Raw genomic sequence first — 24,104 nt, forward strand, 5'->3', positions numbered from 1 at the left:
GAGAGGCGCTTTGGCCTGGCTCATGCTTGTTGTTCGAGGGCGGAAACTCAGTCAACTGTTCGAGCTTTGAGCCAAAGCGGGAAGAGTGGACAGCAGCTTGGCTCCCACACGTGCTTAGGGCACCGCGACCCGTCAGCTTGCTGTCCACCCCTCTCACCTTTGACTTTATCCTGTCTTAAGACACAAGCGAGCCTGCTCGCGAAAGCGGTGGGTCAGCTTGCCTCGATGTCGCTTGCGTCGCCGCCTTCGCGGGCAGGCCCGCTCCCACAGGGGATTTGTGGTGGGCCGCAGGTTTGTGAACAACCGAGATCCAGTGTGGGAGCGAGCCTGCTCGCGATGGCGGTGGGTCAGCTGGCATGGATGTCGCCTGTGCCGACGCCTTCGCGGGCAGGCCCGCTCCCACAGGGGATTGGTGATGGGCCGCAGGGTTGTGATCAACCGAGATCCAGTGTGGGAGCGAGCTTGCTCGCGATGGCGGTGCCGACAGCCACGCAGTTGCAAAGCTGTACCGCGTGGTCGCGCGCGCCAAGCAACCCACTCAACTAAGCACTACCACCCCACCCGGCAGTTCGGTGCATTTTGCTCCGTAGGCATCGCGGATCAGCAGGGCCACGCCCGCCAATTGATCGAGGCGAAACCGGGCCTGGACCTTGCGCAGGCCCAGTTCGCGGTTGAGCAGCAGCAACATGCCCGGGCGGTAGCGGTTGATCTCATCGATGACGCTGGCCAGGGTCGCGTCGTTGAACACCAGCACCTGGTCGCGCCAGGCGATGGCGGCCGATACGTCGGCCTGTCGGGGGATTCCGACCTGGGCGGTGTCGTAGCTCAGTTGCATGCCCGGTTCCAGGCGAAAGCGCTGGCCTCGCACGTCGATCTGGACGACGCCTTCCAGGCAGGTGGCGCAGACGCGCTGGTCGGTGTAGCGAACGTTGAAGCGCGCCTTGGCGGCGCTGATCCAACCGGCACCGGCGTGGACGCTGACAGCCTGCCCGCTGCGCCCCAGCACTTCGATCTCGCCACTGAGCAACTCCAGGCCGGCCGCTCCGTCGTTCAAGACCCGGCGGCTGAGGCGGGTCTGGGTGTTCAGCTCCAGGCTGACGCCGTCGGCCAGTTCCACCCGGCGCTGTTCGCCGACATCGGTCACGTAGTCGGCACCCAGCCCGGAAAAGCCACCCGGCACCGTCGCCCGGATCAGCAGGAAACCCGCCGACGCCGCAATCGCCCCACCGAGCAACGCCCGCCGGCCGAAGTGCCGCGGTGCCTGCAACGCCGCGACCGCCGGCTGCAAGTCGTGCCACAGCGCCTTGGCCTCTTCGAACGCTCGCGCGTGTTCGGGGCTCTGCCCGCACCATTGGCGCAGGGCCCGGGCGTCGGCCACGGTGGCGCGTCCCGAGGTGAGCAGGATCAACCAGTCTCGGGCCTCGCCGGCCAATCGGGCCCGGAGCGAGGCGTCAGGGGAAGCGATGCTGAAGATATTCAAGCGCAAACACACTCGCGAAAAGGTCGGGTCTCTACTCTCAAGACGGTTTTCCCGCGCCGGGACCGAACCGCTGAATGACTTTTCTTTCCAGGCGCAGGGCGCAATGCCCCAGCGCCGCCTTGACTTCCTTTTCCACCATGCGCGTGGAAATACCGAAGCGCTGGGAGATTTCCAGGTGCGGCGCTTCTTCCAGGCGCGCCGCGATGAAGATCCTGCGGCGCCGCGCCGGCAGTTCGTACAATGCCTTGAGCAGGATCTGCAACTCCTTCTGCCCGCCCACCACCCGGGCCGGGTCCTGGGCTTCATCCGAGACCTGCAGCAGCTCTTCGACTTCATCGCCGGTGAGCAGCCGGGCGTCGGCCTGGCGGCGGTCGGCGGCGATGTTCAGGGCCATGCGGTACAAGTAGGCGTTGGGTTGGGCGATGTCCTGGGTGTCGACCATGCGGTCGACCCGCAGGAAGGTTTCGTGCAGTACATCATTGGCCAGTTCCTCGGAGCCCAGGCGCCGGCGCAGGCGTACCTTGAAATCCTCGTAAGAGGTGAGGAACAGCTTCACCAATGGGCTGCGGCCGATGTCTTTCATCGTCCGGACACCCCTTCCCCTGCTGTGCATTCCATGCTTCTTCCTGATGAGTCGGGTAACAAAAGCAGGGTCACCGGTTGGCGCAACGAACTGGGCGCCGGGCGGTCGATCCTGAGGTTTTGCAAGCTGTTGACCAACGCCTTGTCCCGCAGCAGGTCGCCCGTGGAACTGACCAGGCGGCTGTGCTGGACCACGCCGTCACGGCCGATCCAGATCTGCAACAGCGCCCGGAAACCGCCCGGTCGGGTCAACGGCGAGCGACACAGGTTGTGCTGGATGACTGCCTGGATCGCTGCCGCGTAATTGCTGTCGCTCAAGCCCGGCGTCACACCGGCCGGCAGCGCCACGTCGCGGACCCGCACCGGTTGCAACGTAAAGGCGTCCGCCCGGGCGTAATGCGCCGCCAGCCCGGTGCCGCTGAGCAATACCCTCAGCCCGTCGGCGGGGGTGAACCGCCCCTGGACCCCCAGCGTCTGGCGTTGGCTCGACAATTGATGGTCCACCAGCACCGCCATGCCCGTCGCGCGGCTGAATTGCTCCAGCGCCGTGGCCAATGCCTGGGGCGCGATGTCCAGGTCCACCAGGCCCGCCGCGCGGGCCGGCCCGGTCAGCAGGCACCACAACACCATCAGCCACGCCACGGGCGTGCTGGTCAAACCACGTCTGCGCCCGCCCCCGGCTCTGCCCTGCTGCACGACTGACGTATCCGTTGAAAACCGTCATCCTGAGGGGTGTTTATGAATGTCGTATGACATCTGATACAAATCCACAGGAGCGCACTAGACTGCCCTGACAACGAACCGTCCCCTTGGGACGGGCCAGGAGGTCGGTGATGAAACAGTGGACGCGCATGACGGCAGGCCTCGGCCTGCTGGTGGCCCTGCCCTGGGCCCAGGCGGAAGAGGCCCCGGCGTGTATCGAGGTGACGGTCGGCGGCTACAAGACCCCGGACTACAACTGCCTGAGCCGACAGATGGGCAATGACCCGCAGGCCGCGGCGACCGCGCAACGGGCCCGGGAAGCGCTGGAGGTGCCCATCAACGAACGCGCGCCGAACAGCGTGGGCCTGGCGACGCCAGCGGCCACCGGCGTGCGCATGGGAAATGCGTTCGGCAACTCGGTGAAGCCCCAACGGCCACCCACGCCGGCGAGCAACTCACCGTTGCCCAAATAGACGACGCCACTGTTGTGGCGAGGGGATTTATCCCCGCTGGGCTGCGCAGCAGCCCCAAAACAAACTCAATCTCTCTGCAATACCCAGCTGTGAGGTTTGAGGGCCGCTGTGCGCCCCAGCGGGGATAAATCCCCTCGCCACAAAAGCGCTGCGCGCAGGATCAATTCGGCGCTTGATCGAGGCAATCAACCGCCCGGACGCTGGCGAAAACTCACCGCCAACCGGTTCCAGCTGTTGATGGTGCTGATCGCCAGGGTCAGGTCCACCAGTTCTTCTTCGCTGAAACAGGTTCGGGCCAGGGCGTAGACGTCGTCCGGCACCTGGCCCTGGACCAACAGTGTCACCGCTTCGGTCCAGGCCAGGGCGGCGTGTTCGCGGGGCGTGAAGAACCCGCTGTCGCGCCACACCGCCACGGCGTAGAGGCGCCGCTCGGTTTCGCCCTGGCGGCGCGCCTCCACCGAATGCATGTCGGTGCAGAATGCGCAGCCGTTGAGTTGCGAGGCACGGATCTTGACCAGGTGCAGCAATGCTGGCTCGATGCTCAGGCGACTGGTCATGGCTTCCAGGCCAATCATGGCTTTCATCGCCCCCGGGGAGGCAGTGTAGTAATCCAGACGCGGGCTCATGGCAGGCTCCGTGGCGATCGAAGCCTTCACGGTAGGCCCTGGGACCGTTGCGCGACAGGTCCAATTCGTCGAAAAACCCGGGGCCAGCGCACGGCAGGCCAATCGGCGGGATTTTCTCCACGCAACTTCAAAGCAGCGGCACAATGCGGGTAATCTTGCGCCTTTGACGCTGGCCGCCAGCATTCGCCCAGGAGCCCGCGGGTATGGAACTTCACGTTGTCATCAATGGCCGCAAGGACCTGGCGGGCCAACTGTATCAACAGCTGCGCAGTGCCATCGAAGGCGGTCGCCTGGCCGCCGGCACGCAGTTGCCACCCAGCCGGCTGCTGGCCGAACAACTGGGGATTTCCCGCAAGACCGTCTCCGACACCTACGCGCAGCTGACCTACGAAAACTTCCTCACCGGCATCATCGGCAAGGGCACCTACGTCAATGCCCGCCCGGCCAGGATCGTGCGCAAGCAAAGCCATCGCGAACTGGCCGGCGCCGACGTCGTCGAGGCCTGGCGCAACATGCCGGACCTGATGCGCCATCCGACCCTGGAAGGTGCGCTGCGCTATGACTTCATCGGCGGCGCCACCGGCAAGGGCCAGTTTCCCCTGGACGACTGGCGTCGCTGCACCGCCCATGCGCTGCGCCAGATCGCCAGCGCCAAGGGCTTCTACAGCCAGCCCGAGGGTTTGCCGGCGCTGCGCAACGCGATCGCCCGGCACATCGCGTTTTCCCGCGGGGTCAATTGCCAGGACGATGACGTGGTGGTGTGCAACGGCGCGCAACAGGCCCTGGACCTGATCTCCCGGGTGCTGACCCGGCCCGGCAGCCTGGTGGCCATGGAAGATCCGGGCTATCCGCCGGCGCGCTTGCTGTTCGCCTCCCAGGGCGCAACCGTGACCGGGGTGCCGGTGGACGAGCAAGGCCTGCGCGTGGACCTGATTCCCGACGGCACGCGGCTGATCTACGTGACGCCGTCCCACCAGTTTCCCCTGGGGATGCCCATGAGCCAGACCCGCCGCGAAGCCTTGCTGGCCCGGGCCTACGCGCTGGGGGCGATCATCATCGAAGACGATTACGACAGCGAGTTCCGCTACGAAGGCCGCCCCGCCGACTCGCTGCAGAGCATGGACGAACGCGGGATCGTGGCGTACGTCGGCACATTCTCCAAGACCCTGCTGCCCGAGCTTCGCCTCGGCTACGCCATCCTGCCGCCGGCGATCCTCGAAGCGGTGATCCTGGCCAAGCGCCTCACCGACCAGCACACTTCCACCCTGCCCCAATGGGCGCTGGCCAAGTTCATCGCCGAGGGTTGCCTGCTCAAGCACATCCGGCGCTGCCATACGCTGTACGCCGGTCGGCGCGAGCGCCTGCTGGCGCGCATGGCCGGGGATCTGTCGCCCTGGTTCGACGCCGTGCCGACCACTGCCGGCTTCCACATGGCGGTGTTGTGCAAGGTACCCATCGACCTGGCACTGGTGATCGAACTGGCGAGAAAAGCCGAAATCGGGCTCTACAGCCTGGCGGGTTTCTTCACTGATACGCCGGTGCGACCGGGCTTGATCTTTGGCTTTGGCGCCATCGAGATCCTCGACATCGACATCGCCCTGGACCGTTTGCGCGACATCTTGCAGCAAGTCGCCTGAGCGATTGGACTGGGGATTTATCGGCCCATTGGCTGTTTGAGCCTTGACCGGGCAGGCTTATCCTGCACGGGTGTCATCCACCGTGGAGCACTTTCGTCCGACTTGATTCAGGAGCCTGAACAATGTCTCGCCATGTGATCAATACCGTAGAAGTCCAGGCCGCCGCCGGACGTTCGGAGGAACTGGGCCGGCAGTTGCAGCAGATCGTCGAAACCCTCCGCGCACTGCCGGGCTGCGACGCCTACCTGGTCGACCGCTGTCCGGAAGACGGCGACCGCTGGAGCGTCAGCGGCCGCTGGCAATCGGAGGCGGCCATGCAGGCTCACTTCAACTGTCCCGAGGTGCAGGGTTTCATCAGCCTGATCGACAACCGCCTGGCCCGCAGCGTGGACTTCAACAGTTTTCCGATTGCCTGAACGCTCTGGTGGCGGGGGTTGACGGCCCGTTGCAGGCGGCGCCGATTGGTCTCCCCGCCTTCCGCAAGATTGGATGTTTGCTTGCCCCGGCAAGGGGCTTAGGGTGAATCCATCGACGCGAGAGCGCGAATTCCCCTCGAATCCATGAAGGTCAAGCCACCATGAAAACCCTCTGCCTGCTAGCCGCCCTCAGCCTGTTGCCCATCACCCAAGCCTACGCCCACGAAGCGACGCCGTCGGAAAAGGTCAATGTGTTGCAGGAAAAGCCGCTGAAGAACCTGCCCGGTAAAAAAGCCATGATGCTGACCGTGGATTATGCGCCGGGCCAGTCTTCCATCGCCCACAAACACGAGGGCACGGCCATGGCCTACGTGCTCGAAGGTGCGATCACCTCCCAGGTCAAGGGCGAGCCGGCTACCACCTACAAGGCCGGGGAATTCTGGTATGAAGCGGCAGGTTCGGAGCACCTGGTGTCGAAAAACGCCAGCTCGACAGAGCCGGCGAAACTGCTGGTGTTCATGGTCATGGGCAAGGATGAAGCGGTGTTGATTCCGCTGAAGAACTGAGCCCCCTGGCCCCTGGCTGGCTGCAACCCAGCCCCCTGTGGGAGCGAGCCTGCTGGCGATAGCGGTGGGTCAGCCAAGTCCAATGTCGCTGACCCACCGCTATCGCGGGCAAGCCCGCTCCCACAGGGCACGCAGTGAATTCCGGACAAAAAAAACCCCACATCTCGCGATGCGGGGTTTTTCATTTTTCAGCGTCGGATCAGTTGGCCGTGACCACCGTCTGGCCGCTCAACGCCAGGTCCAGCAGTTCGCGGTTGGCGACAGCGTACATGGCGTAGTCGGTGCCGCTGGCGGCACGGATGTCCACCAGCATGGCGCGCCAGCGCTCGACCATGTCCTGGTGCTGCTCCAGCCACAGGGCCAGGCGGGTTTCCACGTCCTGGGTACCGTCGCCCTGTTGCAGGACCGAGATGGTGATCGCCCGTTGTTGCCAGTCGACATCATCGCGGAACGCTTCGCGGGCCAGTGCCTGCCAGTTGTTCTCCACCGGCAAGGCGCTGATCTGTTGCAGGTACCAGGTCACGTCCAGGGCGCTACCCACGGCGAAGTAGGCCTTGGCCACGTCGGCGGCGTTCTGGCCAGTGACGTCGGAGGCCTCGATGATCGGCAGCAAGGTGTACAGGTGGGTAGTGCCTGCAACCATGCGCGCCAGCAACTCCGGCACACCGGCGGCCACGTAGGCCTGGTAGCGGGTCTGCCAACCTTCGCGGGTCGGGCCTTCCAGCAGTTCGTCGAGCTTGAGGCCCAGCGCGGCCAGGTGCGGACCGAAGTGGGCGACGTCGCGGGCGGCGTTCTGCTCGTTGCGGCGGCTGCGCAGGAACCAGCGAGTCGCACGGCGACCCAGGCGCATCAGCTCGTCCATCAGCTCCAGCTGCACGTCGGCGGAGACCTGGTGGTCCAGGGCCTCGATCTGGCGGAACCAGTGCGGGAGATGGAAGATGTCACGCACGATCACATAGGCGCCCGCCACGTTCGCCGGGCTCATGCCCGTGGACTCCTTGAGCCGTTGGACGAAGGTGATGCCCATGTGGTTGACCAGGTCGTTGGCGATCTGGGTGCTGACGATTTCGCGCTTCAGGCGATGGCGACGCATGGCCTCGGAGAACTTGCTCACCAGGGTCGGCGGGAACGCAGTCTCCATGTCGCGGGTCAGGTAGTCGTCGTCCGGTACCAGGGAGTTGAGCAACGCTTCCTTGAGGTCGATCTTGCTGTAGGAGATCAGCACCGACAGTTCGGCACGGGTCAGGCCATGGCCCGCCGCGACACGTTCGGCCAGCTGTTCTTCGGTCGGCAGGAACTCGATGGCACGGTCCAGCTTGCCGCGCGCTTCCAGGTCGTTCATCAGGCGCTTGTATTCGGCGATCCGCACGAATGCACGGCGTGCCGCCAGGGACAGCGCCTGGGTCTGCTTGTAGTTGTTGCCCAACACCAGGCCGCCGACTTCGTCGGTCATGCTCGCCAGCAACTGGTTGCGTTGCTTGTCGGTCATGTCGCCAGCCTGCACCACTTCGTTGAGCAGGATCTTGATGTTCACTTCATGGTCGGAGCAGTCCACGCCGCCAGCGTTGTCGATGAAGTCGGTGTTGGTGGCGCCGCCATGCAGGCCGAACTCGACGCGACCCAGTTGGGTCATGCCCAGGTTGCCGCCCTCGCCCACCACTTTGCAGCGCAGTTCGTTGCCGTTCACCCGCAGCGCATCGTTGGCCTTGTCGCCGACATCGGCGTGGCTTTCGCTGCTGGCCTTGACGTAGGTGCCGATACCGCCGTTCCACAACAGGTCCACCGGGGCCTTGAGCAAGGCGTTCAGCAGCTCGGTCGGGGTCAGCTTGTCGGCGCGGATGTCGAAGCGCTCTTTCATCTGTGGCGAGATGGCGATGCTCTTCGCGCTGCGCGAGAAGATACCGCCGCCTTCGGACATGATACTGGTGTCGTAGTCGGTCCAGGCCGAACGCGGCAGGTCGAACAGGCGCTTGCGCTCGGCGAAGCTGCTGGCCGGTTCCGGGTTCGGGTCGATGAAGATGTGCAGGTGGTTGAACGCGGCCACCAGTTGCAGCTTGTCGGACATCAGCAAGCCGTTGCCGAAGACGTCGCCGGCCATGTCGCCGATGCCCACCACGGTGATGCTGTCTTCCTGGACATTGATGCCGCGCTCGCGGAAGTGGCGCTGCACGCCTACCCACGCGCCCTTGGCGGTGATGCCCATCTTCTTGTGGTCATAGCCGGCCGAGCCGCCGGAAGCGAAGGCGTCGCCCAGCCAGAAGCCGTAGTCGATGGCGATGCCGTTGGCGATGTCGGAGAAGGTCGCGGTGCCCTTGTCGGCCGCCACCACCAGGTACGGGTCATCGTCGTCATGGCGCACGACGTTGGCCGGCGGTACCAGCGCGCCATCCTTGAGGTTGTCGGTGATGTCCAACAAGCCCGAGATGAAGATGCGGTAGCAGGCGATACCCTCGGCCGCGATCTCGTCGCGGCTGCCGCCCAGCGGCAGGCGTCGCGGCAGGAAGCCGCCCTTGGCGCCGACCGGCACGATCACCGAGTTCTTCACTTGCTGGGCCTTCACCAGGCCGAGCACTTCGGTGCGGTAGTCTTCTTCACGGTCGGACCAGCGCAAGCCACCACGGGCAACGTTGCCGAAGCGCAGGTGCACGCCTTCGACCCGCGGCGAGTAGACGAAGATCTCGAACTTGGGCACCGGCTTGGGCAGTTCCGGGATCAGGTGCGGGTTGAACTTGAAGCTGAAGTAGGACTTGTTCTGGCCGTGGGCATCGGTCTGGTAGAAGTTGGTCCGCAGGGTAGCCTTGATCAGGTCCAGGTAGCGACGCAGGATGCGGTCTTCGTTGAGCACCTGGACATCGTCCAGGGCCGTGAGGATCGCTTGCTCCAGGCGCAGTTGCTTGTCTTCCAGGTCATCGCCGCTGAGCTTGCGCGCCAGGTAGAAGCGGGTCTTGAACAACCGGGTCAGTTCGCGGGCGATGTCGGTGTGGTTGTTCAGGGTGCTGGCGATGTAGCCCAGGTCGAAGCCCAGGCGGATCTGCTTCAGGTAGCGGGCATAGGCACGCAGCAGCGCCACGTCGCGCCACGGCAGGCCGGCGGTCAGCACCAGGCGGTTGAACGCGTCGTTCTCGGCATCCCCGCTCACGATGTGGATGAACGCATCCTGCAGGGTGTCGTTGAGCTGCTGGATGTCCAGGTCCAGGCCTTCGGCGGCGGTGAACGCGAAATCATGGATCCAGAACTCGCGGCCGTTGGTGTGGCGCAGGCGGTACGGGAATTCACCCAGCACGCGCAGGCCGAGGTTTTCCAGGATCGGCAGGACATCGGACAGCGCCAGCGGCGTGTCGGCGTGATACAGCTTGCAGTGCAATTCACGCTGGCCGGACACCTGGCCCAGCGGCTGGTAGAAACTCATCACCAGCGGGTTCTTTTCATTCAGGCTCAGCAGGTGCTGCATGTCGACCACCGCCGAGTGCGCGGCGAAGCGCTCGCGGTAACCGGCCGGGAAGCCCTTGGGGAAGTCGGCCAGCACATTGGTGCCCTGGGCTTCGCCGAAGCTCTCGACCACCAGGCTGGCGTAGTCGTCCTTCCAGCTGCGGCAGGCCTGCACGACTTCTTTTTCCAACAGCAGCGGGTCGATGTCGATGCGGTTCTTCGGGTCCACCCGCAGGATCAACTGCACGCGTGCCAGCACGGATTCGGAGAAGAACGTCCAGAACTCGCAATCCGTGGCCTTCAGGCGATCCATCAGCACCTGCTGGATCTTCTGGCGCACTTCGGTGGAGTAGATGTCACGTGGCACGTAGGCCAGGCAATAGCAGAAGCGACCGTACGGGTCCTTGCGCAGGAACACGCGGATCTTGTTGCGCTCCTGGATCTGCACGATGGACATCACGGTGTTGAACAGTTCGTCGACCGGGGTCTGGAACAGGTCGTCACGGGGCAGCACCTCGACCACCTGGGCCAGTTCCTTGCCCAGGTGCGCCTTGGCCTGGAAGCCCGAACGACGTTCGATTTCCTCGACCTTGCGCCGGATGTACGGGATGACCCGGACACTTTCGCCGTACACCGAGGAGGTGTAGAGGCCCATGAAGCGGCATTCCTTGATGACCTTGCCGTTGGCATCGATCTGGCGGATCGACACGTAGTCCGGGTACGCCGGACGGTGCACGCGGCTCGGGTGCGCAGCCTTGGCGAACGACAGCAGGGTCGGTTCGCGCAGGTAGTTGACGGCGTAGTCCTCGATGCGCAGGTCATCGGCGGTGAGGCCGGCGCGCAGCAGCTTGGTCAGGCCGAGGAAGGACTCGGGGTTGTATTCGATATGGCCGCCGTCGGCTTCGTCACGCACCACGAACTCTTCGTAGCCGAGGAACGTGAAGTGGTTACCCACCAGCCATTCCAGGAAGCTCTTGATCTCGCTCTTCTCACCGGCATCGATGGCGTAGGCGCTGTCGTCCAGGCCCGCCAGGATTTCCTGGACCTTGGCCTTCATCGGTTCGAAATCGGCCACCGCCACGCGCACTTCGCCCAGCACCTGCTCCAGTTCCTTGGTCAGGACACTGAGCTCGGCGGCGTTGGCGCAACGGTCGATTTCCAGGTACATCAACGACTCTTGCAGGATGCCGTCGCCCTGGGTGCCCTTGGGCAGGATTTCCAGCAACTCGCCCTTGCTGCCGCGACGCACGCTCAGGACGGTGGTTTGCAGGGTATGGATGCTGTAGCCGCGACGGTTCAGTTCGGTGCGGACCGAATCCACCAGGAACGGCAGGTCGTGGTGCAGCACTTCCACCGCCGTGTGGGTCGACTGCCAGCCGTGGCGTTCATAGTCGGGGTTGTAGACACGCACCTGCGGTTGGGCGTGATCGAAGCGCTCAAGCAGGCGCCAGGCAGACAGGGTGCAGCCGGCGAGGTCGGACAACCGGCGCTGGGTGAGTTCATCGAGGGAAATGATGCCGAAGAATTGTTCAGCGAACAGCGCCACTTGTGGCAGTGCCTGTTCACTGATGTGCTGCGCCAGTGCCGCTTGCAGTTGATGCTGGAAGTCGGCTTTGCTGGCTGCGGTGAAGAACGCCATCTGTGGTACTCCGCTTGGGCTTGTTATTGATGGAAGCGTCGCGTGCAGCCCCTTTCGGGGCCGTCGGCCATCCCGTTCCTGATTCTCGGGCAGAGGAAACAGGATGACAGGTGGGTGAAGCTGGACGGGACCGGCAGGTCACATTCCTTTTCCATGTAATTTCCATGTAATGAACACCTGCAAAACCCACCCCGGGGCTGGCCTTTGCACGTGCACATCCGTTGCGCAGCTTAACGAGTGCGATCAGGTGCCTGCTTGCAGCGCTGCGACATATTCGGTCATCGGCTAGCTGTATGGCGCAGACGCCCTGAACAACCCTAGCAGCCCGAGGGCCAAACGGCACCCCGAGGCGTGAATCCCCATGCAGTATGTGCGCCTGTTGGCAGTAACCCTGCAGAAAATCATCCAGGCTGGCAAACTCCCCCTTTTCGCACCCGCAGGGCTCATCGAGCCAGGAGCCATCACCATGCAAATGACCACCGCCCTTCTGATCGCCAACCCGTGCGATGACGAAGAAGACAACATGGCCATGCTCTGCTGCCACAGCACCCAGGGCGACATGTTCCTGATGACCCGCTACCCCGATGAGGACGAACTGGAGATTGCCCTGGACGGCGAGCCCTCGACCTTGGACGGGGTCAAGGTGACCCTCAGCCCCACCCTGCTGAAGATCGAGATCGCCGCGGCGGACGCCGATGCGTTGAATGGGGACGATGTGCTGGAGATCCGCCATGACACCGATGCAGCGGACCTGGTCGAGGTGGAGCTGACGTTGCAGAACATTCTCAGGGGTGGGGTGGGGACTTTCATCCGCCAGTCCTGATTTCAAAGGCGACCGTTTCCTTGTGGCGAGGGGATTTATCCCCGCTGGGCTGCACAGCAGCCCCTAGGCTCTGTCTGAAGGTGTCTGCGCGAAGGCCAGACAAGGCGAAACGGGGCGAGGAAGCGCAGTGTACTGGAGTACATGAGCATTCCGAGCCCGTTTCAACGCAGTATGGGCGAGTGCAGACACATTTCAGACAAAGCCTAACGTACTGAACTCAATCTTCCTGGCGCATTGAGCTGCCTGGTTAGGGCGCGCTTCGCAGTCAGCGAGACGTTACTCCCTCACCACGGGGCCCGTGCATCGGCTGTTATTCGTTCTTCTGCATGAACTTGCCATTGGTGATATGCGCAACTGTCGGCTGCACAAGATCATCCTCGGTGACGCCCAGTGGTGCTCGCCTGCTAATTCAGGTCGCTGCAGGGCACTTAATACATCCAACACTTTTCCAGATGATTCACACACCATCCGCTCCCAGAAAACAATAAACACATCAACTCAATGAAGCAGCAAAGAAAAATCTAATTTTTCAACAACCAGACGCATTCCTACATTCCCCTCCTACTCAGCACCAAGAACAGACCTACGCCAGCATCAGAAGCGGCGCCATAGCCACCCAAGTCCTTGCTGCTATTAATTAAGAACTTGCAAAAACACGCAAGTTAGGTGATCGCTTCGCGACACTTATCAATGACAAAGGAGATATTGAAATGGGTAGCAAACGCTCTGAAATAAATACCTTCGACGGTCTGCCGCAAGCACTTAGCTTCGCCAAAGGCCTCCTCGTAACCGAAGCCGACTTTTTCGCCTCACTGATCCAGTAAGTCAGGCATCAATTAAGTCGTCGCAACAGATGCCGAAAGGATTTCCTTTCGGCATTTACAAAAAAAAGGAAGCATTATATGTCTGAGCGCGAACTACCATCGACTGAAGCCCTATTCAACATCATGTCGACTCTTCACACTCTGGGATTCAGCGCAGTGACACGCTACACCACGCCATCAAAACTAGTGGCAACAGCCGAACTTTTTGACCATAACGATAATCTTGTTGAATCAGGTGCCGGAAAAGGACTGGATTCACTTATCGGTGCGCTGGCGGAAGGCATTGAACACTTCAGCACCTTTCAGCCTCCTGAGGAAGAAACCACATGGGATCATTCAGACAATATCTCTACTCAAAAAGCAGTTGCGGAGGATGGCTTCTTCACCAGCCTGCCACCTAGCGAAAAACCAATTGAGTGTTTCAAGCTTACATCTTTGGACAAAAAAGAAATTTTATTTGTTCCACGTACTCTTCTTTGTCCAAACCCATCAACAAACACCGATAAAGGTGACAGCTCTACATTGAGCTTTCTATCTCGCTACTCATCAAATTCAGGTATCGCATTTGGCTGCACGAAGAACGAAGCACTGTTGCACGGTGCCCTGGAAGTCATCGAGCGGCACATCCTGTCGCTCTTCTTCATGACTGTCTGCGGGCTTGGCCCGACAATCAAGCTGTATACGCCTTCTACCGCGTTGATTGAAAGAGCGCTGCTGAACTACCCTGGCGCGCCGACATCTGTGAGCGGCTTGCGAATCATTATCATCAAGGACGTATTATCCGTCTACTTTGCAGTCGCGTTTCCAAAGGCAGGGCCCGGAGCCCATCATCTATCCCCCATAGGTTCAGGTTGTTCGTTGAACATCGATACGGCCATCCAGCGGGCAGTTACCGAACAACTCCAGTCCGAGGATTTGTATGGCCCTACTGAGGAATTTTTAGACAGGAAAACCCTTGACCTCCTGTCAGAATCCAGGCAACTGAAGAATCTGATCGACTTCGCACCCGTTAGAAGTGCGATACTTTCCGTTCTTGATTGCCCTTTACACGAGCACATCGAAACTGTCCCATCCCAGTTAGACACCCTACATAAATCGCTAGAAAATGAAGGTAGAAAAATATTCTATCGAACCGTAACGCGCTTTTCTTGCAATAGCATAGTCACTCAAACTTACATCCCAGGGCTTGAACGTTTCAATATAATTCGAAACGGACGCTTGGTTGTGCCCCAGCACGTACTGCGCAGTTAAATTATCGAACCCAAAACAGGCAGGAGCGAGCGCATGCATACCCTACAAACAATAATCAAAAGTTCCTATAAAAGACATACCGCACTTCTAGCTTCAACCCTTGCCACAATTCTGGCGCTCAAACTCATCGTGCTCGCACCGCCACTACTACTCGGAATAATCATTGACGCCCTGCACGGGGACAAGCTTGTAGCATCCAGCACACTGCTTTTGCTGACGGCAGGTCTGGTGGTCGCAGGTTGCATCCACGCTATTATCAGCCCCCTGCAAACCCACATTCTGTGCAGGCTGGTCCAACACATTATCATGGCAGCTTCTATTGATTGGATCACGAAACTTATAGGCAAGGAGTTTTCTTTCTTCAATTCATGGCGAATCGGTCACTTCATAAAATCAGTTGAACGGGGAATCACTGCTCATGAACAGCTGCTGACGTTCCTTGTTACCGTCGCTCTTCCCCTTTGCCTCGAATTTATAGTCGTTGGCGGCGCTTTTTTTTACATGGGTGGCAGTGACATTTTTCTGAGCATGACCGGACTCGGCATCATCTATCTGGTTATCACCCATAAAATCATCAGATGGCGTAGGAAGCATATCGATGCTGTCAACGAACAAGAAGATGAGCTGAACGCCCACTTATACAACACGTTGAATGCTGGCAAAGCAATAAAACTGGAAAATGCCGAGCCCACGGCAATACAACCGTTAAACGAAGCTTTCAAACGTTATGCCATAGCAGCCGTCGCCACGGCGTCCTCAGGCGGACTCTTGAACTCCGCCAAAATTCTGTTTGTAAGCCTTTCCACCGGAGGGCTGCTCTTTTGGGGCGTCCTGGATCAGCTATCGAGCCAACCCAGTATTAGCGTCGGGCAGCTGGTTGCCATTTTCTCTATCGCCGGAAGTTATTTGCTGAATATCACCACGTTGACTGAGGGCTATCGTGTTCTCGATCAGTTTCTTGCAGACCAGCATCAGTTTCAGCATTTGCTTTCGCTACCAAACTTCGATAATCGAGATCGGCAGACGGACCCTGTTTTTCAGCACTCTTCAACATTGAAACTCACCCCATGCGTAGTGACAGAAAACGGAGAGCCTCGGCTGTCTATCAGACAATCACTGACGTTTAGCCAGGGGCAATCATTGGCCATTACTGGTCCAAGTGGGGCAGGCAAATCCACACTTCTGGAGGTTCTGGCAGGATTGGATGCGCTGACGCGAGAGCAATTGAGCATTGATTCGATACCGGTCTCGCGATTGACACCTCAAGCACACCTGAATGCTCTGAGGTACTGTCCTCAACAACCACGGTTCCTGGAAGGTTGTTTTGAACGATCGATTCTATTCGGGGGCAAAGCGTCGCCGCTGCTGTGTCAAGCCATCCGGCAACTGCAACTTGAGGAAACCGTTCAACGATACATCAGCGAAAACGCGACCAATATCTCCGGTGGTGAAGCAAAGCGCCTGTCACTGCTTCGCTTGATCAACAAACCAGGAAAATTCAACTTGTTCGATGAGCCAAGCGCATCGATCGAACCAAAACTGACTGCCCCTGTTTGGGATCTGTTGTTCGAAACGTTCAACGAACGCGGGTTGATATGTGTTACCCACGACGTCAATCATCTGTACCGCTTTGATCGGGTAATCGTCATGCGCCACGGTACCATTGTGGACGACGGCCCGTGGCGAGAGCTGATGGACAGACCGGCAGTCAAGTTGTTGTTGAATGACATCCAGACACACACCTGACCAGACCGCAGCGTTCTCTTTCGCCAGCGCAAGGGGCGGCCGAGAAGTAACCGTCGGTCGCTCGCCGGACGACCACCTCTTGACGAGGAGTTGGGTTCTGATATCTCCTGAAACCGGTTTCAGAGCCGCTAACAAATCCAATAGGCAGGTTTCTATCCGTGAATTCTTTCTCCGCTGCCCAACGCAGCCGCGTGACCATGCTCGATGTCGCCGAACGCGCCGGGGTTTCCAAGGCCAGCGTCTCGCGATTTATCGGCGAGGACCGTGCCCTGCTCTCCGAAGCCATCGCCCGGCGCATCGAGCAGGCGATCAGCGAGCTGGGCTATCGCCCCAACCAGATGGCCCGCGGTCTCAAGCGTGGGCGCACCCGCCTGATCGGCATGCTGGTGGCCGATATCCGCAACCCCTATTCGATCGCCGTGATGCACGGCGTGGAAACCGCCTGCCGTCGCCATGGCTACAGCCTGGTGGTGTGCAACACCGATCGTGATGACGAACAGGAGCGCCAGCACCTGGCCCTGTTGCGTGCCTACAACATCGAGGGGCTGATCGTGAACACCCTGGGGCATCACCGTGACGAATTGCTCGACCTGCGCAGCGAAATGCCCCTGGTGCTGGTGGATCGCAAGGTCGATCGCCTCGAAAGCGACCTGGTGGGCCTGGACAACCCGGCGGCGGTGAAGATCGCCCTCGACCACCTCGAACAGCGCGGCTACCGCGACCTGCTGATGGTCACCGAACCGTTCGACGGCACCAGTTCCCGGATCGAGCGGGTCGACAGCTTCAAGTCAGGCATCGAGCAGCGCCCTGCCCTGGCCGGCGCCGTGGTGGAAATCGACAATCAACTGACGGCCCGGATCCAGGCCTTCCTGGCCCAGCCGGGTCCTGGCCCCAAGGCGCTGTTCTGCGCCAACGGCATTGCCGCCCTGGCCACGACCCAGGTGTTGCGTGAATCGGGCTGCCACCTGTTTGACGACGTCGGCCTGATCGCCCTTGATGACCTGGACTGGTACCCGTTAGTGGGCAGCGGCATCACCGCCCTGGCCCAACCGACCGCCGAGATCGGTGCCCGGGCCTTCGAGTGCCTGTTGCAGCGCTTGCGCGGCGACAACGGGCCGGTGCGGACGGTGGATTTTGCCGCGCAACTGATCGAGCGTGGGTCGACGCTTGGAGCTTCTCGGTGATCGAGCCGGCGCTATCGCGACCAGGTTCCCCACGCCGGACCTGCGTTGCGCTGGGGATCCCTGTGGGAGCGAGCCTGCTCGCGATGAGGCCCTGAAGCGCACACCCTTTTTTTGAACAGAACTGAAACCGGTTTCAGAGGGATAACATCAATGCACAACCCACCCGTCTCCATCAGCCTTTCCAGCTACGGCGCCGACCTGGTGCGGCAGCAAGGCCAAGGCAGTTTCATCGACCTGTTGGCCGCCGCTGGCGCCTCACGCATCGAATGGCGCGAGGAACTGCTCACTCACGAACAGCCCGCCGAGCTGGCCGCCGACGCCCATGCACAAGGCCTGCAAAGTATTTTTTCGTCCCCCCTCGAACTCTGGCTGGTTGACCGCACCGAGCCCAATCCCGCCCTTTCGCAGGCATTGCGGCGAGCCGAGGCGTTCGGTTCGAACTGGCTGAAGGTCTCCCTCGGGCACTTCACCGACGCCCATGACCTGATCGCCCTGGCGGAGGTTCTTGCCGCCAGCCCGGTGCAGTTGCTGGTGGAAAACGACCAGACGCTACAGGGCGGGCAGATCGAACCGTTCCAGCGGTTTTTCGCCGCCGTCGAGCAACGAGGACTGCCCATCGGCATGACCTTCGACATCGGCAACTGGCAATGGCAGGACCAATCCGCGACCCTGGCGGCCCGCGAGCTGGGGCGCCATGTGCGGTATGTGCATTGCAAGGCGGTGGCCCGGCGCGAGGACGGCAAGCTGATTGCGGTGCCGCCAGTGCTAGCGGACCTGCATGTATGGGAGCAACTGTTCAAGCAGATGCCCAGCGGCGTGATGCGCGCCGCCGAGTACCCGCTGCAAGGCGATGACCTGCTGCAATTGACCGCTGAACACGTCACCGCCCTGGCCCGCCTCGGGCAACTGCGCCAGGAGCCTGCCCATGGCTGAATTCGATGTCTTGTCGTTCGGCGAAACCATGGCGATGCTGGTGGCTGACCAGGGCGGTGACCTGGCCAGCGTCAACCATTTCAGCAAGCGTATCGCCGGGGCCGACAGCAACGTTGCCATCGGCCTCGCGCGGCTGGGCTTCAATGTCGCCTGGCTCAGCCGGGTTGGCGCCGATTCCCTGGGGCGTTTCGTCGTGCGCACGCTGGAGCAGGAAGGACTCGACTGTCGCCATGTGGCCGTCGATCCCATGCACCCGACCGGGTTCCAGTTCAAATCCCGGACCGACGACGGCAGCGACCCGCAAGTGGAGTATTTCCGCCGCGGCTCGGCGGCCAGTCATCTGTCGGTCGACGCCATCGCGCCAGCGCTGCTGGGCGCCCGGCACTTGCATGCCACCGGGATCGTGCCGGCGCTGTCGGCCACGGCCCGCGAGATGTCCCTGGAATTGATGATCCGCATGCGCGGGGCTGGCCGCAGCCTGTCCTTCGACCCCAACCTGCGGCCGAGCCTGTGGTCCAGCGAGTCGTTGATGATCGCCGAGGTCAACCGCCTCGCCGCCCTTGCCCACTGGGTGTTGCCCGGCCTGGGCGAAGGCCGGTTGCTGACCGGCTTCGACGACCCGGCCGACATCGCCGCCTTCTACCTGGGCCAAGGCGCTGAAATCGTCGTGATCAAGCTCGGCGCGGATGGTGCGTATTACCGCACGCATCTGGACCAGGGCGTTATCGCCGGCGTGCCAGTGGCCCAAGTGGTGGACACCGTGGGCGCCGGCGATGGCTTCGCCGTCGGCCTGATCAGTGCATTGCTCGAAGGCCGCGCCATCACCGAGGCCGTGCAGCGCGCCAACTGGATCGGCAGCCGCGCGGTGCAGAGCCGCGGGGACATGGAGGGATTGCCGACGCGCCTTGAGTTATTGGCTGAATTTGAAACCGCCTATCGCGAGCAAGCTCGCTCCCACAGGGGTTAACTCGATCCCATGTGGGAGCGAGCTTGCTCGCGATAGCGCCACCGCACAACGCACCTGCTGCAACAAAAACAACAAGCTCAGGAGTCAACGACATGCAAACGCTCAACCTCGCCACCCGCCGCTGGTGGTACATCATGCCCATCGTGTTCATCACCTACAGCCTGGCGTACCTGGATCGGGCCAACTATGGCTTCGCCGCAGCCTCGGGCATGGCCAAGGACCTGATGATCACCCCGGGACTGTCGTCATTGCTCGGCGCGCTGTTTTTCCTCGGCTACTTTTTCTTCCAGGTGCCCGGGGCGATCTACGCGCAGAAACACAGCGTGAAGAAGCTGATCTTCGTCAGCCTGATCCTCTGGGGGTCGCTGGCCACGTTGACCGGCGTAGTCGCCAACGCCTACTGGCTGATCGTGATCCGCTTCATGCTTGGCGTGGTCGAAGCCGCCGTGATGCCGGCGATGCTGGTGTACCTGTGCCACTGGTTCACCCGGGCCGAACGCTCGCGCGCCAATACTTTCCTGATCCTTGGCAACCCGGTGACCATGCTCTGGATGTCGGTGGTGTCGGGATACCTGGTGCAACAGTTCGACTGGCGCTGGATGTTCATCATCGAAGGCTTGCCGGCGGTGCTCTGGGCCTTTGTCTGGTGGCGCCTTGCCGATGATCGCCCGGCCCAGGCCAAGTGGCTCAGCGCCCAGGAAAAGCAGGACTTGGAAAGCGCACTGGCGGCCGAACAGGTCGGGATCAAGGCGGTGAAGAACTATGCCGAGGCCTTCCGCTCGCCCAAGGTCATCATCCTGGCACTGCAGTTTTTCTGCTGGAGCATCGGGGTCTACGGGTTCGTGCTGTGGCTGCCGTCGATCCTCAAGGCCGGCCTGCAAATGAGCATGGTCGAGGCCGGCTGGCTGTCGTCGTTGCCGTACCTGGCGGCCGTCGTCGCCATGCTCGCCGTGTCCTGGGGCTCGGACAAGGCACAGAAGCGCAAGCGCTTCGTCTGGCCGCCGTTGCTGGTGGCCTCCATCGCGTTCTACGCCTCGTACCTGCTGGGCCCTGAACACTTCTGGTGGTCCTACAGCCTGCTGGTGATCGCCGGCGCCTGCATGTACGCGCCCTACGGGCCCTTCTTTGCCATCGTCCCGGAAATCCTGCCGGCCAACGTCGCCGGCGGGGCCATGGCGCTGATCAACAGCATGGGCGCCCTGGGCTCCTTCGGCGGCTCGTACCTGGTGGGCTACCTCAACGGCTCCACCGGCTCCCCGGGCATGTCCTTCCTTTTGATGAGTGGCGCGCTGCTGCTGTCGGTGGTACTGACCCTGGCCCTCAAGCCCGGCGCCAGTGACCGTGCCACTCCCAACGCCGTGGCGCCGCAGCCGGCGCCCGCCCACTCCTGAATCGAGACCCCTCCATGAAAAAGCACGTGGTGTTGTACAAGACGCTGTCAGCGCAACTGATGGCCCGCCTGCAAGCGCACGCCGAAGTCACCCTGATCGAGCGCCTCGACGCCCAGGGCCTGGCGCAATTGCGCGATGCCCTGCCCAGCGCCCATGGCCTGCTGGGGGCCAGCCTCAAGCTGGACGCGGCGCTCCTGGACCTGGCGCCGAACCTGCACGCCATCGCCAGCGTCTCGGTGGGTGTCGACAACTATGACATCGACTACCTGACCGAACGCCGGATCCTGCTGACCAATACCCCGGACGTGCTCACCGAGACCACCGCCGACACCGGCTTCGCACTGATCCTGGCCACCGCCCGCCGGGTGGTGGAACTGGCCAACCTGGTACGCGCAGGCGGCTGGCAGCAGAGCATCGGACCCAGGCATTTCGGCAGCGATGTCCATGGCAAGACCCTGGGCATCATCGGCATGGGGCGTATCGGCGAAGCCTTGGCCCAGCGCGGGCACTTCGGCTTTGGCATGCCGGTGATCTACCACAGCCACTCGCCCAAGCCGGCGGTCGAGCAGCGCTTCGGGGCCCGCTACTGCAACCTCGAAACGTTGTTGCAACAGGCGGATTTCATTTGCCTGACCTTACCCCTGACCGCCGAGACCCAGGGCCTGATCGATGCGCAGGCGTTTGCCCGGATGCGCCCCGAGAGCATTTTCATCAACATTTCCCGGGGCAAAGTGGTGGACGAAGCGGCACTGTTCGACGCCCTGCGCAACGGCCAGATCCGCGCTGCGGGGCTCGACGTGTTCGAACGCGAGCCCCTGAGTGCCGACTCCCCGCTGCTGCAAATGGATAACGTGGTGGCAACGCCGCACATGGGCTCGGCCACCCACGAAACCCGGGAAGCCATGGCCCGCTGCGCGGTGGACAACCTGCTGGCAGCCTTGGCGGGGGAAAGACCGGCGAACCTGGTGAACCTGGGCGCGTGGACAGACAACCGGGGGAACTGAAGCGGCTGGAATATCGCCATCGCGAGCAGGCTCGCACCACCGCAGTTTTTCATTGGCTGGCAATGCCGGGCCAGCCAAGCCCCTCCCATGGCCAAGGGAATCAGGCTCTGTACGAAAAGCCTTGATACTCGGTGATGCGGGCTTGCGCAACGAATCCCCAATCCAGGTTTAAACGCCTCAAGTTATTGAATTGAAACCGAAGAACGGCGACTTCGAGAAAGCACGTTTATTCCCACATACCCATCCTACCGATTGTTAGGAACGGCCTTACACAAGCATCGGAAGTTGCGCCCTGGCCCCACCATCCTCCTGCTGTTATTCATGAGTCATCGGCTAAAACACGCCGAGTGATCGCTTCGCAGCACCTTGAATAACAGCCACCACCCATGACCGCTGTCTTTGCAATCTCAACACAAGCCTGTTGGAACGGGCCTATCCATAAGAAAGGAGTCAACACATGAGACAAATTGAACTGCCAGCCCTCATCATCCGCGGTGACGGCACCTGGAGCATAGACGTACCCAATCAAAAACGGCGCAACCCACTCGAAAACTATCCATCAGAAAACCCGATGTATGAGTTTATTCAGGCAATTGATAGCGACTTCAAAGAGCGAAAAAATAATTTGGAGTTCTACCTTCAAATGGAATTGGATCAGGTGAATACCACTCGCCCAGCCTTGCAGAATCTGACACCTGACACGTGGCTATCCCGAACTTCAGATAATATGACCGAACTGTTGCTCCGCAAAAAATCAGAACTTGAAGTAGAACTTAATCACATCCAGATCTACGAAGGGTTCGACAAATTAAAGGCGTCTTATAATTCGCTGATTCTAAAAGATCAAATTGCCAGCCTCCAAGATAGACAAACCAGGCTAAACGCTGAAATAAACCGACGCCAAGTGGAGGCAGCGAAACAAGCCACGGAGCACGCCAACGCAGTCCTTGCTGAATCCAGACAAGTGGCTGAAGAAGAGGCCCGCCGCCTCTCCGAGGGACAGATTGATGAACACAAACGTGGCCCGAGCTTTGTAGCGGACCCTAATAAATACATTTTTAAAAAATCCGTGTAGATTACTCATCAAGTTGCCAATAACTTCCAAAGTGATCCAGCTGCTACAACCTCTGTTCTTGGAATAGTGGTTGTGGCGTTACTGATAGCTGCTGCCTCATCGCTTCTAGATGCCGATCAAGTGGATTTCATCGACAATGAAATTCTTGGCAAATTCACCACTCCATAAACCGCAATTATAATTACCGGGGAGCCGAGGAGTCGCACCCCAACTCGGCCCCCATCTTTCGCCTCATCAAACTTCACATCCGTGCCACTTAAATACAGGATGTCTATGAAAACCAAACCGCAAGAAATTCATCCGCCCTACTTTCTGTTCGTCCTGGCCGCGATCCCTATTTTTTTGATCAATTTCCTGCTTCCCCCACATCCCCTCACTCCTACACACATGGCCATCGCCGCGTTCGTGGATGATCATCTTTTTGGGGAAGTGGGCTTCTGGTCGTCGTTATTCCCGTTCAGCTCAAAGGTAACCGCAAACTACCTCGCTTGTTTTGGGCCTTTATTTGCCCTCTTCGCCTTCTATAAAAGCTACCTAACAATGGAAATCGATCCTACCCAATACGTTCATTACAGGCCTTGGAAGTTTGCACTCATGCCGGCTGCGATCGCGTTCTATATGCTCTTGTTTCTCGCCATGTTCTATCTGGGCTCGACCGATCTTGCCAAGAACACCCGGAAATACGCCTTTTATGGCGCATACAGGTTCACCTTTTCATTATTCTCCGCCTCCACGCTTGTTATTTTCTATATGACTGCCATATTGCTACACCGCTGCTTTTTTTATATACCGGGCTTATTGCTCGAACGCTGGAAAGCCAAGAGATCAAAAAACCGTTCGCAAGATCGAGCCGGCGGTTTATGACTTCTGAAACCTAAGAACAACCCGATGCCAGCGCCATCGCGCCGTCCCCTGCGGAAGCGAGCCTGCTCGCGAAGGCGACAGGTCCACTTGCAGGAGCCTTGGACGGAGCGCCTGTCCACACAAGCATTATCTCTGCCAGCAACGGATTGAATGATCGAACTACTTGCTTGGACTCGAAATCCTCCATGCCTCTGAATTCAAGTGTATGAGCCATGACGCCCCCTTCAGCTTCAATGGCAATGATTGCCGGGTGGATGAATCATCGACCGCTCCCCCTCGCCGGTCGCCAACCACTGTTCACTCACGCTCAACAGGCGCGCCAACTGTGGCAGTCGTACCCGAGGCACCCCACGAGCGAACCAGTTCGTCAGGCATTGCGGGCTGACCCGAAGCACTTCAGCGAACCCCGCACACGGGATGGCGTATTCCCCTAGCGTGACCTTCAAGCGCTGCCCGCATGCCGTTCGAGGGGTTATTCGCGAATACCTGCCC

General features: G+C 60.7%; 19 protein-coding genes. 14 read left to right on the plus strand and 5 right to left on the minus strand.

What is annotated here, in order from left to right; genetic code table 11:
• Nucleotides 1-538: 538 nt before the first annotated feature.
• Genes Q6A48_RS22305 through Q6A48_RS22315 form a run of 3 tightly spaced genes read right to left on the minus strand, consistent with a single transcriptional unit; the run spans nucleotide 539 to nucleotide 2,692 of the window.
• Complete coding sequence (locus Q6A48_RS22305) at nucleotides 539-1,480, minus strand: FecR family protein (protein ID WP_304556561.1); 942 nt, start codon at nucleotides 1,478-1,480, stop codon at nucleotides 539-541.
• Between the two features lie 37 nt (nucleotides 1,481-1,517).
• The gene (locus tag Q6A48_RS22310) at nucleotides 1,518-2,063 is read right to left on the minus strand and encodes a sigma-70 family RNA polymerase sigma factor (RefSeq protein WP_304556563.1); all 546 of its coding nucleotides are present in this window, start codon (nucleotides 2,061-2,063) and stop codon (nucleotides 1,518-1,520) included.
• Nucleotides 2,060-2,692: a secretin and TonB N-terminal domain-containing protein gene (locus Q6A48_RS22315; RefSeq protein WP_304556597.1), complete on the minus strand. Its 633-nt coding sequence runs from the start codon at nucleotides 2,690-2,692 to the stop codon at nucleotides 2,060-2,062. The genes Q6A48_RS22310 and Q6A48_RS22315 overlap by 4 nt, the downstream gene beginning before the upstream one ends.
• A gap of 203 nt (nucleotides 2,693-2,895) precedes the next feature.
• Between Q6A48_RS22315 and Q6A48_RS22320 the strand changes: the two genes are divergently transcribed.
• Nucleotides 2,896-3,237 carry a hypothetical protein gene (locus Q6A48_RS22320; RefSeq protein ID WP_304556564.1) on the plus strand — a complete coding sequence of 114 codons (342 nt, stop codon included), beginning with the start codon at nucleotides 2,896-2,898 and terminating at the stop codon, nucleotides 3,235-3,237.
• Nucleotides 3,238-3,422: 185 nt separating this feature from the next.
• Here Q6A48_RS22320 and Q6A48_RS22325 read toward each other — a convergent pair whose 3' ends face one another.
• A complete protein-coding gene (locus tag Q6A48_RS22325) occupies nucleotides 3,423-3,863 on the minus strand; it encodes a carboxymuconolactone decarboxylase family protein (protein WP_304556565.1) in 441 nt (146 codons plus the stop codon).
• 203 nt (nucleotides 3,864-4,066) lie between these two features.
• On the opposite strand from Q6A48_RS22325, the gene pdxR reads away from it, so the two are divergent.
• The 3 genes from pdxR to Q6A48_RS22340 all read left to right on the plus strand — a co-directional run bounded on the left by pdxR (nucleotide 4,067) and on the right by Q6A48_RS22340 (nucleotide 6,482).
• A complete protein-coding gene (gene pdxR / locus Q6A48_RS22330; RefSeq protein ID WP_304556566.1) occupies nucleotides 4,067-5,500 on the plus strand; it encodes a MocR-like pyridoxine biosynthesis transcription factor PdxR in 1,434 nt (477 codons plus the stop codon).
• Nucleotides 5,501-5,622: 122 nt separating this feature from the next.
• Nucleotides 5,623-5,916 carry an antibiotic biosynthesis monooxygenase family protein gene (locus Q6A48_RS22335; RefSeq protein WP_304556567.1) on the plus strand — a complete coding sequence of 98 codons (294 nt, stop codon included), beginning with the start codon at nucleotides 5,623-5,625 and terminating at the stop codon, nucleotides 5,914-5,916.
• 161 nt (nucleotides 5,917-6,077) lie between these two features.
• Complete coding sequence (locus Q6A48_RS22340) at nucleotides 6,078-6,482, plus strand: cupin domain-containing protein (protein WP_304556568.1); 405 nt, start codon at nucleotides 6,078-6,080, stop codon at nucleotides 6,480-6,482.
• A 199-nt stretch (nucleotides 6,483-6,681) separates the two neighbouring features.
• Here the strand turns inward: Q6A48_RS22340 and Q6A48_RS22345 are convergent, their stop codons facing one another.
• Nucleotides 6,682-11,550, minus strand: a complete 4,869-nt coding sequence (locus Q6A48_RS22345) for an NAD-glutamate dehydrogenase (protein ID WP_304556569.1) — start codon at nucleotides 11,548-11,550, stop codon at nucleotides 6,682-6,684.
• A gap of 466 nt (nucleotides 11,551-12,016) precedes the next feature.
• Between Q6A48_RS22345 and Q6A48_RS22350 the strand changes: the two genes are divergently transcribed.
• From Q6A48_RS22350 to Q6A48_RS22395, 10 genes are all read left to right on the plus strand, one after another.
• The gene (locus Q6A48_RS22350) at nucleotides 12,017-12,373 is read left to right on the plus strand and encodes a hypothetical protein (RefSeq protein ID WP_304556570.1); all 357 of its coding nucleotides are present in this window, start codon (nucleotides 12,017-12,019) and stop codon (nucleotides 12,371-12,373) included.
• Between the two features lie 902 nt (nucleotides 12,374-13,275).
• Complete coding sequence (locus Q6A48_RS22355) at nucleotides 13,276-14,448, plus strand: YcaO-like family protein (protein ID WP_304556571.1); 1,173 nt, start codon at nucleotides 13,276-13,278, stop codon at nucleotides 14,446-14,448.
• A 33-nt stretch (nucleotides 14,449-14,481) separates the two neighbouring features.
• Nucleotides 14,482-16,194 (plus strand): ATP-binding cassette domain-containing protein, encoded by a 1,713-nt coding sequence (locus Q6A48_RS22360; protein ID WP_304556572.1) that lies wholly within the window; start codon nucleotides 14,482-14,484, stop codon nucleotides 16,192-16,194.
• Nucleotides 16,195-16,352: 158 nt separating this feature from the next.
• Nucleotides 16,353-17,378: a LacI family DNA-binding transcriptional regulator gene (locus Q6A48_RS22365; RefSeq protein ID WP_304556574.1), complete on the plus strand. Its 1,026-nt coding sequence runs from the start codon at nucleotides 16,353-16,355 to the stop codon at nucleotides 17,376-17,378.
• Nucleotides 17,379-17,528: 150 nt separating this feature from the next.
• Nucleotides 17,529-18,311 carry a sugar phosphate isomerase/epimerase family protein gene (locus tag Q6A48_RS22370; RefSeq protein ID WP_304556576.1) on the plus strand — a complete coding sequence of 261 codons (783 nt, stop codon included), beginning with the start codon at nucleotides 17,529-17,531 and terminating at the stop codon, nucleotides 18,309-18,311.
• Nucleotides 18,304-19,278: a sugar kinase gene (locus tag Q6A48_RS22375; RefSeq protein WP_304556578.1), complete on the plus strand. Its 975-nt coding sequence runs from the start codon at nucleotides 18,304-18,306 to the stop codon at nucleotides 19,276-19,278. The genes Q6A48_RS22370 and Q6A48_RS22375 overlap by 8 nt, the downstream gene beginning before the upstream one ends.
• Before the next feature lie 92 nt (nucleotides 19,279-19,370).
• The gene (locus Q6A48_RS22380) at nucleotides 19,371-20,669 is read left to right on the plus strand and encodes an MFS transporter (RefSeq protein WP_304556579.1); all 1,299 of its coding nucleotides are present in this window, start codon (nucleotides 19,371-19,373) and stop codon (nucleotides 20,667-20,669) included.
• 14 nt (nucleotides 20,670-20,683) lie between these two features.
• Nucleotides 20,684-21,673: an NAD(P)-dependent oxidoreductase gene (locus Q6A48_RS22385; RefSeq protein WP_304556580.1), complete on the plus strand. Its 990-nt coding sequence runs from the start codon at nucleotides 20,684-20,686 to the stop codon at nucleotides 21,671-21,673.
• Nucleotides 21,674-22,130: 457 nt separating this feature from the next.
• Nucleotides 22,131-22,748 carry a hypothetical protein gene (locus Q6A48_RS22390; protein ID WP_304556581.1) on the plus strand — a complete coding sequence of 206 codons (618 nt, stop codon included), beginning with the start codon at nucleotides 22,131-22,133 and terminating at the stop codon, nucleotides 22,746-22,748.
• Nucleotides 22,749-23,021: 273 nt separating this feature from the next.
• Nucleotides 23,022-23,612 carry a hypothetical protein gene (locus tag Q6A48_RS22395; protein WP_304556582.1) on the plus strand — a complete coding sequence of 197 codons (591 nt, stop codon included), beginning with the start codon at nucleotides 23,022-23,024 and terminating at the stop codon, nucleotides 23,610-23,612.
• Nucleotides 23,613-24,104: the final 492 nt, after the last annotated feature.

The organism is Pseudomonas citrullilanati (assembly GCF_030580855.1).
Taxonomy (GTDB): domain Bacteria; phylum Pseudomonadota; class Gammaproteobacteria; order Pseudomonadales; family Pseudomonadaceae; genus Aquipseudomonas; species Aquipseudomonas citrulli.